Annotated in this window: 12 protein-coding genes and 1 pseudogene; 6 read left to right on the top strand and 7 right to left on the bottom strand. The window is 54.2% G+C overall.

All coding sequences use genetic code 11. From position 1 onward, the window contains the following. Positions 1-22: 22 nt before the first annotated feature. From ssnA to JL661_RS14660, 3 genes are all read right to left on the bottom strand, one after another. Entirely contained in the window at positions 23-1,348 is a 1,326-nt protein-coding gene (ssnA, locus tag JL661_RS14670) for a putative aminohydrolase SsnA (RefSeq protein ID WP_004236066.1), read from the bottom strand. A gap of 2 nt (positions 1,349-1,350) precedes the next feature. Continuing rightward, positions 1,351-4,461 (bottom strand): putative selenate reductase subunit YgfK, encoded by a 3,111-nt coding sequence (ygfK, locus tag JL661_RS14665; RefSeq protein ID WP_062773436.1) that lies wholly within the window; start codon positions 4,459-4,461, stop codon positions 1,351-1,353. Between the two features lie 344 nt (positions 4,462-4,805). Further along, entirely contained in the window at positions 4,806-5,357 is a 552-nt protein-coding gene (locus JL661_RS14660) for an NTP transferase domain-containing protein (RefSeq protein WP_046024913.1), read from the bottom strand. Between the two features lie 146 nt (positions 5,358-5,503). On the opposite strand from JL661_RS14660, the gene yqeC reads away from it, so the two are divergent. Together yqeC and yqeB are read left to right on the top strand one after the other, a co-directional pair. Beyond that, entirely contained in the window at positions 5,504-6,319 is an 816-nt protein-coding gene (gene yqeC / locus JL661_RS14655; protein WP_004236063.1) for a selenium cofactor biosynthesis protein YqeC, read from the top strand. Between the two features lie 40 nt (positions 6,320-6,359). Next, positions 6,360-7,976, top strand: a complete 1,617-nt coding sequence (gene yqeB / locus JL661_RS14650; RefSeq protein ID WP_062773439.1) for a selenium-dependent molybdenum cofactor biosynthesis protein YqeB — start codon at positions 6,360-6,362, stop codon at positions 7,974-7,976. A gap of 38 nt (positions 7,977-8,014) precedes the next feature. Here yqeB and JL661_RS14645 read toward each other — a convergent pair whose 3' ends face one another. Further along, on the bottom strand, positions 8,015-9,373 hold the full coding sequence (locus JL661_RS14645) for an Nramp family divalent metal transporter (RefSeq protein ID WP_036418853.1): 1,359 nt from the start codon (positions 9,371-9,373) through the stop codon (positions 8,015-8,017). A 102-nt stretch (positions 9,374-9,475) separates the two neighbouring features. Here JL661_RS14645 and JL661_RS14640 point away from each other — a divergent pair, with 102 nt between their 5' ends. Then, a complete protein-coding gene (locus JL661_RS14640; RefSeq protein ID WP_004236060.1) occupies positions 9,476-9,772 on the top strand; it encodes a hypothetical protein in 297 nt (98 codons plus the stop codon). A 112-nt stretch (positions 9,773-9,884) separates the two neighbouring features. Beyond that, on the top strand, positions 9,885-11,096 hold the full coding sequence (locus tag JL661_RS14635; RefSeq protein ID WP_015422476.1) for a mechanosensitive ion channel family protein: 1,212 nt from the start codon (positions 9,885-9,887) through the stop codon (positions 11,094-11,096). A gap of 21 nt (positions 11,097-11,117) precedes the next feature. Here the strand turns inward: JL661_RS14635 and JL661_RS14630 are convergent. Beyond that, positions 11,118-11,270: pseudogene (locus JL661_RS14630) on the bottom strand (TetR family transcriptional regulator); the annotation flags it as partial. Between the two features lie 131 nt (positions 11,271-11,401). Between JL661_RS14630 and JL661_RS14625 the strand changes: the two are divergent. Together JL661_RS14625 and fghA are read left to right on the top strand one after the other, a co-directional pair. Next, positions 11,402-12,511: an S-(hydroxymethyl)glutathione dehydrogenase/class III alcohol dehydrogenase gene (locus JL661_RS14625; RefSeq protein ID WP_004236057.1), complete on the top strand. Its 1,110-nt coding sequence runs from the start codon at positions 11,402-11,404 to the stop codon at positions 12,509-12,511. A 21-nt stretch (positions 12,512-12,532) separates the two neighbouring features. After that, entirely contained in the window at positions 12,533-13,363 is an 831-nt protein-coding gene (gene fghA, locus JL661_RS14620; protein ID WP_036417946.1) for an S-formylglutathione hydrolase, read from the top strand. 6 nt (positions 13,364-13,369) lie between these two features. Here fghA and JL661_RS14615 read toward each other — a convergent pair whose 3' ends face one another. Both JL661_RS14615 and JL661_RS14610 read right to left on the bottom strand, forming a co-directional pair. Further along, on the bottom strand, positions 13,370-13,921 hold the full coding sequence (locus JL661_RS14615; RefSeq protein WP_004236055.1) for an RNA 2'-phosphotransferase: 552 nt from the start codon (positions 13,919-13,921) through the stop codon (positions 13,370-13,372). 146 nt (positions 13,922-14,067) lie between these two features. Further along, positions 14,068-15,297, bottom strand: a complete 1,230-nt coding sequence (locus JL661_RS14610) for an MFS transporter (protein WP_004236054.1) — start codon at positions 15,295-15,297, stop codon at positions 14,068-14,070. Between the last annotated feature and the right edge of the window lie 158 nt (positions 15,298-15,455).

Here is a 15,455-nt window from a genome sequence, read left to right as displayed (position 1 = left end):
TGCCGCAGGCCATGGTTTTTTATTACAGTGCGTCCATCCGGGCCCACATCTTTTTCGCGGCTTTGCGTGCTTCTGCAAAGAGCGGTTCGATATCGAACGGGAACTGACGGTTTTCATACACCATCACACCATCCACCATCACGCTGTTCACACTGTTGGATCCTAAACCGAAGGCCAGATGGCCCGGCAGGTTATCCCCGACAAACGGTGTTGGTGGTGTGTAATCACAAATGGTCAGGTCAGCCTGATACCCGGTTTCCACGCGGCCGAATTGTTTGCCGAAGTTGCGTGCCAGTAAGCGGTTACCATTCCACAGGAAGCGGGTGAAGCTGTCCGGCCACATAGCGCCGCCTGCATCGCGGTGTTTGAAGAAGGCAAACTTCATTTCTTCTAACATATCGGAGCCGATACCGTCTGTGCCGAGTACCACGTTGTTGTAGTCACCCAGGCGGTGGTTGTAGCCGACATGGTTGTTCATATTGGAGCGGGCGTTGTGGACCAGGAAGCCATCTTTTTTATTCAGCAGCTCAATATCTGCGGAAGAAAGATACAGGCCGTGGGCGATCAGGGTTTTTTCATCAATCAGATCAAACTCACCCAGGCGGATCAGCAGGTCCTTGCCGTATTTGTCATGGCTGAAAGAGACGTCATAACTGTCTTCCGCCGCATGGATATGCAGGCCGCGTCCGGTTTTCTTAATCGCCTCGCGCAGCATTTTCAGACCTTCATCCGCCACGGTGAACGGCGCGTGTGCCCCGATGTGCGCTTCCACCAGATAGCGGGATTTACCGCTTTTGCGTTCGCTGTCGATAAGCTCCGCAAAGGCGATATTCTCTTCCACCCCGGCTTCCAGCTCTTTCAGGCCGCCGTTGCGGTCGGTGGTTTCGTAGCAGGTCATGCCGCGCAGACCGGCTTTCAGGAAGCCGTCGCGCAGGGTTTTCAGGGAACCGGCGATATAGTTTGGTGAGGCATGGTGGTCAATCACCGAGGTACAGCCGCTCTTAATCGCTTCGAGAGAGCAGATAAGGCCGCTGTAATAAAGGGATTCCTCATCCAGCGCGCGGTCGAGCCGCCACCACAGGTTTTTCAGGGTGGAGATGAAATCAGGGCTCGGCGCGATATTCGCCATAATGCCGCGTGACAGGCCGGAATAGAAATGGTTATGGGAACAGACGATCCCCGGCATCACCAGTTTGCCGTTCATCTCTTTGACTTCCGCGCCCGGGTAACGGGAATGAAGCCCGTTACCCACAGCCGCAATTTTGTCACCCTCTATGGCGATATCGACCCCTTCGCGGATCCCCGCCGGTTCGAACTCAGTGATGGTGGCATTTTTCAGAATCAGCATAATTATTTCTCCACCCGGCCTAACAGATAACGATAGTGTTTATGGACATGGCTCATGATGCGGCTCATCTCTTCCAGCTCCTGAGGAACCTGACTGAATTCCCCGTCAGCACCCAGCTGTAATTTGCTGACTTTGCCGTCCAGGCGGACAGTAAAGGTGCTGCCGTCAGCCAGGAAGCCCGGGTTGGTGCTGTTTTCGAAGTCTTCCGGCAGGCTGAAGATAGTGACTTTGTCTTTGTACGGCTTGCCCTGCCACGGGCAGAACTGGGCACAGTTGCCGCATTCGTTACACATCGCATCCAGGTGCAGGGTCTGATAACGGTTACGGAAGCCCGGAATCGCCACTGAAATGTTGGCGCGGTTCGGGCACACATCGACACATTTCGCACAGATGTAATTACATTCCAGGCAGCGCTGAGCTTCCTGTTTCACGAACGCCTCGCGGTCGTTGCTGTCCACCATCTGCACGGCGATAGCGCCTTTGCGGTCAGTGATATCCTGCGGATCCACATTGAGCCAGTATTTGTCGCTGTAGTGAGAGAGGATATTTTCGCGCTCCAGAATGGCATCCGTCGCACGACCCGCATCACCGATAGCCGCCACGATAGAGGACGGGCCGCTCTGCACATCACCAATCAGGAACACATTGGCGCGGGTGGTTTCACCGCTGTTGCGGTACACCGCCGGCCAGCCGTCCTCACCCATCGGCACGCCGATTTGTGACAGCACTTCGCAGTCCTGCTGTTCGCCGATAGCGGTGATCACGCTGTCGATTTTCAGGGTGACAGTCTCTTCTGTCGCCACCGGACGGCGGCGGCCTGACTCATCCGGCTCACCCAGTTTCATGGTGCGGACCAGTAGGGTGCCGTCAGCATTGAACTGCTCCGGATTGTGCAGGAACATGAATTTCACATCATCTTCAACCGCTTCTTCATACTCTTCCGGCCAGGCTGGCATTTCTGCCTGAGAACGGCGGTAAATAACCGTCACATCTTCCACACCGGCAATTCGTTTGGCGGCACGGGCGCAGTCCATCGCGGTGTTACCGGCACCGATAACGGCAACATGTTTGCCCATTTTCAGCGGCGCATTGTTGTTGTAATCATGCAGGAACGGCAGGGATTTATAGACGTTGCGGTTGTCACCGGCGAGTTTCACGCCGCTGTTTTTGTCTGTCCCTATCGCGACCAGCACATAGGTGAAACCCTGCTCCAGCAGTTTATCGACGGTCAGACGCGGGTCACAGCCGTATTCAAATTTCACGCCGTGGTCAGCGACGAACTGAATATCGTGCTCAATAGTTTCACGCGGGATACGGAAGTGCGGGATGATATTCGCCACCACACCACCGGCATTGGCTTCTTTCTCAAATACCGTCACCGGATGACCGGCACGGGCGAGGAAATACCCGGCAGCCAGACCGGCAGGGCCGGCACCAATCACCGCGACCGGGTTTTTATCACCGGAACCGGCCGGTTTGTGCCAGCGGGCTTTGTACTCTTTCCAGCCTTTTTCCACCGCCACTTTTTTCAGTTCGCGGATATTCAGCGCACTTTCGTAATCCAGGCGGGTACAGTTGTACTGGCACTGGTGATCACAGATATGACCGGTGATGGCAGGCAGGGCGTTACGCTGGTAAATCAGTTCCAGTGCATCCGCATAGCGGCCTTCGCCCAGCAGGCGGATATATTCAGGAATGTCCTGTTTGATGGCACAGGCAGTCACACACGGTGCGACATAACAGTCGGTCAGCGGCAGCGGGCCACCGGCGTCGATTTCCTGGTCTGATTTCCAGTGTTTCTGGGTATATTCCATGCTGACGGCACGTTCTGCCAGCGCATTCAGTTTACCCACATCAATCTGCGTCATGCCCCACGCATCGGACTTATCCAGCTCACGCAGGCACTCGGTCTGGCGCATATAACCGCCCGGTTTCAGCAGGTCAGTCGCCATGGTGATAGGGCGGATACCGGATTCAAAAATATCGCGGATATTGAACTTACTGGCACCGCCGGAGTAAGAAATCGGCAGTTTGCCGTCAAAATGACGGGAGAGCAGCGCGGCAACGTTGATGGAGAGCGGGAACAGGGCTCGGCCTGACATATACATCTCGCCGCCCGGCAGACGCCCTTTGTTATTGATGGTGCCGAGGGTGTTGGTCAGCTTGACCCCGAAACCGCGATCCACTTCCTTCGCCAGATCCATCAGGCGCTGTAACATTTCCAGGGCGCGATCCAGTTTCAGGTCATGAGAGAACGATTCCTCACTCAGCCCGATGTAATCAAAGCCGCAGGTGTCGAGGATTTCACGGACACGCGGGAAGCCGAGCAGTGTCGGGTTCAGCTTCACATAGGTATTGATGTGCTTTTCTTCCAGCATGTAGCGGCAGATAGCCTCAATCTCATCCGGCGGGCAGCCGTGCATGGTGGAGAGGGTCACACCTTTGGATAAATCCCCCGGCACGCGGTCAGTCATGGCCAGCAGATCGGCTTTGCGATCTTCCAGACCCAGCTCTTTCAGGAAGCCCGGACGGGAAATAAAGGCTTTCATCTCCTCGCGGTATTTCGCGAAGACCGGCAGCTGTGAGGAATCCATCATGGCGTGGATATACTGCTGCATGCGCGGTTGTTTAATCCCTTCCAGGTTATAACCGACACTCATATTAAAGATGAAGGATTTCGCCTCGCCTTTGGTGCGCGGGTCAAAAATCGCTTCTAATAAATGAAGGGCAAACCAGGCTTTGAGGTATTCGTCGTGGGCTTTCGGCAGGGTAAATTCGGTGGACCATTCGGTGTTGAAACATTCGTCCTGAGCATCGATACACGGCTTTTCGAGCTCAAGTTCATCGAGGATCTGAACGGTTTTCACCTCGATAAAACGGCCGCCGGTCAGCCAGGAAACCACAATATTCTGAGCAAGCTGAGTATGGGGACCGGCCGCCGGGCCGATCGGCGTCTCGCAGGTTTCACCGAAGACAGACATCAGAGGATTCTGATGTTCTCTGCGGTAAAACTGCCGTTCATTGATACCAAAAATGGAACGGCTCGCCTTATATTCTTCAAAGATCCGGTTCAGAAGTTCGCCGAACGGGACGGGACGCATTATATCTCCCATAAAACTCTCCTTGCTGCAATATGAGGGGGCATGCCGGTGGTGCCGGACATGCAACTGTATGCACTCACAGTTGCAACAATTACGCCAGGATTGTTTAAGGCTGCGGATTTCGTATTCAGAGAAAAAAAAAAATGTGAGACAAATCTAATCTTAATGTCAAAGTGTGAAACAGCTCGCACAGCGCTAAATGAGAATATGAATCAATAAAAAAGATCTTTATTACCATGGGATTAACATGTGAATGAGATTCTCAAAAAAAGAAAAAATGTATCACATTGATAATGGGAAAACCGCGTTAACAATTAATGTTATTAATGAGACGGAAGTAATAGTGTACAGCCGGATTACCCGCGATAATGCTGCTGATAAGCCTCCGGTGTATCGATGTCGGTAATAACCTCATCGCTCTGCATATTCAGGAAGGTGTGAGGACCGGCCAGCAGCCGTTTTTTCATGGTATTGCCCGCCGGTTGTGATAGTGCGGCGAGCAGACATGCGCGGGAGAGCAGCACGGGGTGGCCCGGAACTTGCTTGTAACAGGGAAGGAGTGCGGCATCACCGCGCTGTGCCCACAGGGTCTGCCAGATAGCCGGGGTGAGAAACGGTACATCACCGTGGGTAAGAAAACAGTATTCGCTGGTCACCGCCTGTGCGGCCAGGTGCTGCGAGGAGAGCAGCCCGGTTTCATAGTCCTGATTATGCAGAATCTGAATACGTTTTACGGACTGATAACGCGCAGCCAGTTCCGCGCCGCGAAAGCCGGTCACCAGCAGAACCCGGTGACAAAAGCGCAGTGCATTCGACAGACTGGTATCCAGCAGAGTGGCACCGCCGCTGCCCCATGGCAGCATCATTTTCCACTCACCCATCCGTGAGGAGAGCCCGGCCGCCGTCATTATGCAGTCCGTTTCCTGCGGGCAAAGCGGCTCCCGGACTGATAAATAAGATAAAGCGGTATCGGCTGAGGTCGGGTGAGACGGCATAATGGGTATAAACTCCGCTGATAAATATTGAAAGTGACTGATATTCAAAGGATTCGGTAATGACGATGACAACGGCCCTCAATACACAGATCCCTGTCCGAAGTTGCGCCACTATACCTGAACCGCTGCGCCGGTTATGTGATACACATCCGGGCGGCCATGCAATGGTGATCAGTATTGTCGGGGCAGGCGGCAAAACCAGCTGTCTGTTCTGGCTGGCACAGGCTTTTTCTCAATTAGGGAAAAAGGTGATGATCACCACCACCACCCATATGTTTCTGCCCCGCGAAGGGTTCCCGGTCATTCTCGCCTGTCACCCGGTCCGCCTGCCTGATGCGGTCACAAACAGAGGCTCATTTGCCTGTTATACCGGCTGGAACCCGCTGAATAACAAGGTTCGCGGCTTTTCCTCCGCCGATATTAACGCCCTGGCGGAACAAAATGCCGTTGATGTTATTTTAGCCGAAGCTGACGGAGCTCGCGGTTTTGGCATAAAAGCGCCGGCTGAGCATGAACCTTGCATACCTGATTACAGTGATTGTGTTATTGCTGTGACGGATGGCCGGCTTCTGGGGGCTCCCGTCGGGCCTGACAATGTTCACCGGTGGTCACATTTCTCTGCCGTTACCGGCTTAAACAGCGGTGATACGCTGGATTTGGGGGCGATAAGCCGCCTGATCCGGCATCCGCAGGGGATGTGGAAATCAGCACCACCGGACGCATTACGGATCTGGCTGATAAACCGCTTTTCTCAAAATGAGAATTTTTCGCCGGATATACTGGCAGACTGGCTCCGCGGCACACCGCTGAACGCAGTATGGTTCGGTGCCGTCAGGGAAGATCCCGCAATTACACACATATTGCAGCGACAATAATATCAATGATAAATGCAGGGATATCCATTGAGGTCTGTTTATGAAAATTTTTACCGAAGCAGCGAAGTTGGTTGAGAAAAATTGCCCGTTTGCCATGGCGGAAATTATTGAATGTTCAGGCAGCACTCCCCGTCACAGCGCACAAATGCTGGTGCTGGGGGACGGAAAAACTATCGGTACCATCGGCGGTGGTATGGTGGAGCGCAAAGTGATTGAAGAGGCGGTGGAAGCGCTGCACGAAGGGCGTTCCCGCATGTTCCACGGCCGGATGGCCCGCAACGGGCAGCATGCTGTCGGCTCTGACTGCGGCGGCGCGATGTCGGTGTATATCGCGGTACACGGTGTGCGTCCGCGTCTGATCCTGCTCGGCGGTGGTCACGTCAACCGTGCCATTGCACAGCTGGCGGCTTTCCTGAATATCGATATTCATGTGGCGGATGTGTATGCCGGCAGCCTTGAGCCGGATCTGTTCCCGCCGTCAACCCGCCTGTGGCACGTACCTTCATTTACCGATGCGGTGAATCAGCTGGATCCGCAGCCGGAAGATTATGTGATTATCGCCACCAACAGTCAGGATCTGGAATCCCTCAACTGCCTTATCGATAAACCGTTAAAATACCTCGGATTACTCGGCAGCCGCCGTAAAGTACAGACATTCACTAAACAATTAAGCGAATCCGGGGTATCTGATGCACAGCTCTCCCGGCTTCATGCGCCGGTTGGCTATGATATCGGCGCGGAAACGCCCCATGAAATCGCGGTCAGTATTCTGGCCGAGCTGCTGCAGGTTATGAATGATGCCCCGGGCGGGGCAATGAAACAGAACCCGGCAGAAGTCCGCAGAGCAAAACGTGTGGTGATCCGCGGCGCGGGTGACCTGGCAACCGGCGTGGCATTACGCCTGTATCACAGCGGTTTTGAAGTGGTGATGCTGGATGTCTGCAAACCGACCGTGATCCGCTGTACGGTCTCTTTCGCCCAGGCGCTCTATGACGGCGAAAGCTGTGTGGAAGGCGTCTGTGCCCGTTATGCTCATGATATTGATGAAGTAAACCGCTACCTGAAAGAAGGCGCTATCCCGGTGCTGGCGGACGAAAACGGCGAACTGTTACCGGCGCTGCACCCGGATGTGGTGGTGGATGCCATTATCGCCAAACGCAATGTTGCCGGTACCCACCGCAAGATGGCTCCCTGCACCATTGCCCTCGGACCGGGCTTTGAGGCCGGTGTGGACTGTGATGCGGTGATTGAAACTCAGCGCGGTCATCACCTCGGACGGGTGATCACCCACGGCAGCGCGGCACCGAATACCGGTATTCCGGGCAATATCAACGGCAAAACCACCGAACGCGTGTTACGCGCACCGCACAGCGGCATGATGACGCGCCATGTGAATATCGGCGACCTGGTACACGAGGGGGATGTGATTGCCCGTATTGGTGACACAGAAATTCTCTCGCCGATGGACGGCATGGTACGCGGCCTGCTCAATGAAGGGCTGTGTGTGCCGGAAGGGTTTAAAATCGCTGACGTTGACCCGCGCGGTGCACTGGCGGACTTCCGTTCGGTTTCTGACAAAGCCCGCGCGATCGGCGGCGGCGTGCTGGAGGCCATCATGACACGGCTGAATAAAATGGACAGCGCCCCGAAGTGCTGATCACGGATTTTCCGGGTACGGCACCGTACCCGGATTATTCAGGCACGGAACAGCATCCCGGCCACTTCCCGGATCAACTGTAAATTGAGGATCACCAGTGCTACAGTGGAAACAGTCCCGAGTATGATCGTCAGCTGCGAGTTCACAAACACCCCCATGATTTTTTTGCTCGAGGTCAGCAGCAGCAGCGGGATCATGGAGAACGGCAGGGCGATACTCAGAAACACCTGGGTATAAATCAGCAGACTTTCCACCACATCCTCGCGATCCCCCCACAGGTAAATACAGATAATCACCGGGATCACGGCCAGACCACGGGTGATCACCCGGCGCAGCCACATCGGCAGCCGCAGATGAATAAAGCCTTCCATCACAATCTGCCCGGTCAGTGTACCGGTGATTGTGGCGTTCTGCCCGGAGGCGAGCAGCGCCACCGCGAACAGTGTGGAGAGCGTGGCACTGGCGATACCGCCGACGATACCCGGATTCTGCAGCGCGTCATACAGCTGGGTGAAACGTCCGAGGTCAGACGGATCGTTACCGAAAAACAGCGCTGCACCGAGCACCAGCAGCAGACAGTTGATAATAAATGAAAACCCGAGCTGGATATTGGAATCAATTGTTGCAAAGCGGATCGCCTCGCGCAGCCCGGCCTCACTGCGGCGGTCATACTGACGGCTCTGCACAATAGAAGAGTGAAGATAGAGGTTATGCGGCATCACCGTTGCCCCGACAATCCCCAGCCCGATCAGCAGGGCGGAATCCTGCCCGGCCAGTGTGGCGGTGAAGATTTTCTCCGACGGAATAAAGCCGCGCAATACTGCACTCATGTCCGGGTCCGACAGCATCACCTCGTAGGCAAAAATCAGGAAAATCGTTAAGATCAGGACAAACACAAAGGCTTCAATTTTGCGGAAACCGAGTTTCATCAGCACCAGCAGCAGAAATACATCCAGCACTGTCAGCAGCACACCGGCCATCAGCGGAATGCCGAACAGCAGGTTCAGTGCCACCGCACTGCCGATCACCTCCGCAATCTCGGTCGCCATAATCGCCAGTTCAGTGGTGATCCACAACAGCGCCGCCAGCTTCGGCCCGACCCGTGCCCGGGTAGCCTGCGCCAGATCCTGGCCGGTGACGATCCCGAGTTTTGCGCACATTGCCTGTAACAGCATCGCAATCAGGCTGGACAGCAAAATTACCGACAGCAGCAGATAACTGTACAGCGCCCCGCCCTGAATCGAGGTGATCCAGTTTCCGGGATCCATATATCCCACCGCCACCAGTGCACCCGGGCCGGAAAAGGCAAACAGCTTGCGCAGAAAACCGGATTTTGCCCCGGCAACCGGCACGGTATTATTGATTTCAGCCAGACTGAGTTGCGGTGTATTCAGCATGATAAATCCGTCCGTGATCGTAATGAGAACTATTATCACTATATTCCTTATCGCGATGCGGGATTATCACAATTGTGCGATCGTAGTACCGGCGGATTTCGGATGATACCGGGTACAGGACTTCTCTATACGCCGGATTCCCTGAAAATGCATGCACAGGCTGCGATTAACCGCGATTTTCAGGTGGGGGATATATCAGATCTCACCATCAGCAATATTAAAGAAAATCCGCCGTCCGTTACCGGTAAGCGGAATATTGATTTTACGGTATCCTCTGCCGCATCAGGCCGGGTTTATCACTGTATCCGCTCTGATTATTCTGTCCGCCGCTTCGGCACCCGTGATCTGAATCCGGAATCACCGGGGCATATGGTCTGTGAGCCGCAGGAAAAATCCTGAATTTCCCGCCGGAAATAACCGGTAACAGCCTGATATCACCTGTAATCAAACACACACATTTTACCTGTGTCAGACTCTATTGCTGATATTTTGATGTATGCTGTGAGATATGATGGAAAAATTATCTGAATTATATGATTTTATTACCGCGAGCGCCGTTTTATCAGCGGTGATTCTGGTGGTTATTCTGCTGGTCACCTGGTTTCTCGGGCGGCTTATATTTCTGCGCGTGGCAAAACGTTTGTTGTCGTTATTTACTAACCTGACTGACGACAGCATGATCCACAGTATTGCCAAGAAAAGTGCCTCTGTCGTGGCTGTCACGCTGGTGCTGTACATTAATAAAATGCTGCCGACCTTTTCGGCAGAAATGAATATTCTGTTTAATACCGTATGCAGCGCATTCCTGATTATTAATCTGGCTTCACTGGTTAATGACGGGCTGGATATATTTATCCTGCGCCATACCGGGCGTTCATCGTACCGTAACAGCTCGATAAAGGGGTATATTGAAATTGCCAAAATCGGGGTGTGGATTGTTTCCTTTATCCTGATTATTGCGTTAATGACCTCGCAGTCGCCGCTGATTATTATTTCCGGTTTCGGTGCCGTTGCAGCTGTTCTGATGTTTGTCTTTCAGCACACCTTATTATCCTTTGTGGCCAATATTCTGGTCTCCAACGGTAAGGTGCTGAAACTGTATGACTGGATAGAATTGCCCGGCAGTAATATCAGCGGTGAAGTGATTGATATTGCGCTGCATACCATTACTGTCCGCAACTGGGATAATACGATCTCAAGGATCCCGACAAAAGATTTCCTGACCGAAAAATACACTAACTGGCAGCCGATGTTCTCTTCCGGCGGCCGCCGTATTAAACGCAGTTTTTATATTGATCAGTCCTCAGTATCGTTTGCTGATGAAACGTTATTAGCGGAGCTGCGGAATCAGGAATCGTTTCGTCAGTCACTGGATGAAATACTGGCGGAAAATACCGGTTATGATGACGTAAAAGAGTGGATGGCTGCAAAAGGGGTCACTAATTTACAGCTGTTCCGCAAATATCTTCTTAACTGGATCAAAATGCGCGGTGATGTGCGGGCGGATATGTATCTGGTGATCAGAACCATGTCGCCGACACCGGAGGGATTGCCGGTTGAAATATACTGTTTTACCCGCTCCACCACCTGGGTTGATTATGAGGAAACTCAGTCGCAGATATTTGAATATGTGAATGCGTCGGCAAAATATTTCCGGCTGGATATTTACCAGCAACCGTCCGGTCATGATCTGGCGAATTTGCGTTACCGGGCCGGACGATAATGGTTTTCGTTTTTTTCGTTATCAGCAACTCCCCGGTGCTGATGTAAGCTGCACCTCAAACCCCCGAATCAGACTCTCCGGGCTGTGCAGAAAGGCCTGTTCACCATCATCACTGTCCATAATCTGCAGCGCTTCCCGCAATAACGGCGGCAGGTTTTCGTCCGGTGCCACCGGCGCGGTCGCGGCTTCCGTGGTGGCGGCCACCTGCTGACCGGCGCTATACAGGCAGCGCTGTTGTGCGGTATGGTGGACGGCATTCGTGCTTATCGCCTGCCATGATAAGCCTCAGACACAGAGGAACCGTTATGAAATCACGCGCAGCAGTCGCCTTCGGGCCGGGTTTACCCCTTGAAATTGTTGAAATTGATGTGGCACCGCCGAAGAAAGGTGAAGTGCTGGTGAAAATCAGTCACACCGGGGTATGCCATACCGATGCCTACACGCTTTCCGGTGATGATCCGGAAGGTCTGTTCCCGGTGGTGCTCGGCCATGAAGGTGCCGGGGTGGTGGTTGAGGTCGGTGAGGGCGTGACCAGTGTGAAACCGGGCGACCATGTGATCCCGCTGTACACCGCCGAGTGCGGTGAGTGTGATTTCTGTACCTCCGGTAAAACCAACCTCTGTGTTGCCGTCCGCGAAACCCAGGGCAAAGGCGTGATGCCGGACGGCACCAGCCGTTTCTCGTATAACGGTCAGCCGCTCTATCACTATATGGGCTGCTCAACATTCAGCGAATATACCGTTGTGGCGGAAGTATCACTGGCGAAAATCAATCCGCAGGCCAATGCGGAGCAGGTTTGTCTGCTCGGCTGCGGCGTGACCACCGGGATCGGCGCGGTACACAATACCGCGAAGGTACAGGAAGGGGATTCTGTGGCGGTATTCGGCCTCGGCGGTATCGGGCTGGCTGTGGTGCAGGGCGCACGTCAGGCAAAAGCGGGCCGCATCTTTGCTATCGATACCAATCCGTCCAAGTTTGAGCTGGCAAAACAGTTCGGCGCCACAGACTGCATTAATCCCAATGATTATGACAAACCTATTCAGCAGGTGCTGGTCGAAATGACCAAATGGGGTGTGGATCATACCTTTGAATGTATCGGCAATGTCAATGTGATGCGGTCGGCGCTGGAAAGTGCGCACCGTGGCTGGGGACAGTCAGTGATTATCGGGGTGGCGGGTGCCGGAAAAGAGATTTCAACCCGTCCGTTCCAGCTGGTGACCGGCCGGGTCTGGAAAGGTACGGCGTTCGGCGGCGTGAAAGGGCGTACTCAGTTGCCGGGAATGGTGGAAGATGCCATGAGCGGCAAAATCGAGCTGGCACCGTTTGTCACGCACACCATGGAACTGGATAAAATCAATGAAGCTTTTGATCTGATGCACGACGGTAAATCCATCCGCACCGTCATTCATTACTGATAACGTATTCAGGGAGATAATATGGAACGGATTGAACATCACGCCTGTTTCGGCGGCAGCCAGGAAGTCTGGCGTCACCATTCTGCGGTGACCGGTACGCCGATGACCTTTTCCGTGTTTCTGCCGCCGCAGGCAAAAACAGAGAAATGTCCGGTGTTGTACTGGCTTTCCGGGCTGACCTGCAACGAGCAGAATTTTATCACCAAAGCCGGGGCGCAGCGTTATGCAGCGGAGCTCGGTCTGGTGATTGTCGCGCCGGATACCAGTCCGCGCGGCAGTCAGGTGGCGGATGATAAAGAGTACGATCTTGGCCAGGGCGCCGGGTTTTATGTCAATGCCACACAGGAGCCGTGGAAAGCGCATTATCAGATGTATGATTATATTCTGAATGAGCTGCACACCCTGGTAAGCGGACATTTCGGCACATCGGAAAAACGCGGTATCTGCGGGCACTCGATGGGCGGGCACGGCGCACTGGTGCTGGCGCTGCGTAATCCGGATGCATTTCTCAGCGTGTCGGCATTTGCGCCGATTGTGTCACCGTCACAGGTGCCGTGGGGCGAAAAAGCGTTTTCTGCCTATCTGGGAGAGGATAAAGCGGCGTGGGAACAGTATGATGCGGTGAAACTGATTGAATCCGGCCACCGGGTGACGGATATGCTGGTTGATCAGGGGCTTGCCGATACCTTCTTCAGTAAGCAGCTGAAAACCGGGTTACTGAAATCCGCCTGCGAAACACACAATATCCCGCACACCATCCGTGTGCATGCCGGTTATGATCACAGCTATTACTTCATTGCGAGTTTTATCGCGGATCATATCGCGTGGCATGCAGCACGTCTTAACGCATAAACCCGGTCAGCCGGGTTTTTTCTGCGACAGGTATTTGATCGGTACATGCGGCGTCAGCCAGACGCCGTTATCCGCCAGATAGAACGGATAACCGGTTTTATGCATCTCCCCGGCGGCAATGGTGAGTACCACCGGTTTGCCGTGACGGGCACCGACAGTCAGTGCGGTATCTTCATCCGCGCTGAGGTGCACATAGTGCCGTGATCCGGCAATTAATCCCAGTTCACAGATATCACTGATAAACCGGATAGCGGTACCGTGATACAGAATATCCGGCGGTGTCTGCGGCGGGTAATCGATCGCCACCTGTCCGGCAGAATGCCCCTGTGCCGCACGGATATACATGCCGTCGGATGAGATCGTAAACCGCTTTTTGTCATTGGTTTCCACCACCTTTTCCAGCGTTTCACGGTCAAACGGTGTGCCGTGAGCAGCGGCCTGACGCAGGAGCACGGTGATATCTGTCCAGCCTTCATTGTCGAGGCGGATCCCGATGGAGTCCGGCTGGTGCCGCAGGACATAACTCAGAAATTTACTGATTTTATCGTATTGATTCATTTTCTTTTTACGGTTTTCGCCGGCGATCCGGCAGTGACATAATGGCTGAATTATACGCGCCTGTTGCGGTAAAGGGGAGGAATGACAGCGATAACTATGCGCTGCATCAGGCTCTGACGGCGGAATAACCGCCGTCAGAACAGATGTTAAATGGTACTGAGCTCGCGGTTACGGGTTTCCGCGCCAAGGAAAATGACGGAGAGAATGGCGATAACCACCGCGGCACTGAAGATCAGGAAAATCGTGCTGACAGCAAATTGATACTGAATCAGGTAACCGGCCAGAAGAGGGCCGAGGATCCCGCCTATCCGACCGATTGCGGTGGCGGTACCGGCACCGGTGGCGCGGACACTGTCCGGATACTGCTCCGGCGTGTAGGCGTAGAGCGCGCCCCAGGCGCCGAGATTAAAGAATGAGAGCAGCATGCCCGAAATGACCAGTGCCGTGGCGGTTTCCGCGCAACTGAACCCGTAAGCACTGATTGCTGTTCCGGCGAGATAGGTGACCAGCACGAATTTGCGGCCGTAACGCTCGATAAGCCAGGCGGCACTGAAATAGCCGGGCAACTGGGCGAGTGTCATGATCAGCACATACTGAAAGCTTTTTATCAGACTGAATCCCTTGAGGATCGCCACGCCCGGCAGCCAGAGAAAAATACCGTAATAGGAAAACACCACACAGAACCACAGGATCCACAGCATCAGGGTGGCACGGCGGTACTGCGGCGACCAGATCAGTGCCATCGATTGTGCAATGGTGAGTTTCGGGCGCTCCTGTGCGGTATAGCGGGATACCGGCTCCGGCAGCTTTGCCCGCAGCCAGAGGGCATACAGCGCAGGCAGGGCACTGAGCAGCATCGCCGTACGCCAGCCGTAATCAGGGATAACATAATAGGCAATCAGTGCCGCAATCAGCCAGCCCACGGCCCAGAAGCTCTCCAGCAGCACGACCACACGGCCGCGCTCGTGAGGGGCTACGCTCTCACTGACCAGCGTGGAGGCTACCGGCAGCTCCCCGCCCAGTCCCATACCGATGAAAAAGCGCAGCACCAGCACCACGGCGAGCGAACCGGCGACAGCGGTCAGTCCGGATCCCAGACTGAACAGCAGCAGGGTGATAATAAACACCGGTTTGCGGCCTTTCCGGTCTGCCATCAGACCGAAAACAAAGGCACCGACTGCCATCCCGGCGGCATTAAGACTGCCGATCCAGCCGAGCTGTGCGGCACTCAGCCCCCAGTCTGCCTGTAAGGCGGCCAGCAGAAATGCCAGCAGCCCGACATCCATGGCGTCAAATGTCCAGCCCATCCCGGCTATCCATAACAGCTTGTTACGTGAAGTGGCAGGCGCTGCCGTGTGTGTCCGGAGTGTCGTCATGGTTGCGACCTTTTTTATCCGTCAGAAGAAAATGTGTTTAGTATACTAAACAATAAACGTACAAATGTTAATCATAAAATACCGTTTTAAAGAAACAGTAACATATAAAAAGCCCGGCAAACGGCGGGCAGCCGCGCTTTTAGGGTTATTCCGTTATC

It is taken from the genome of Morganella morganii, assembly GCF_019243775.1.
GTDB classification, from domain to species: Bacteria; Pseudomonadota; Gammaproteobacteria; order Enterobacterales; family Enterobacteriaceae; genus Morganella; species Morganella morganii.
This window is presented reverse-complemented; position numbering and strand designations above follow the sequence as displayed.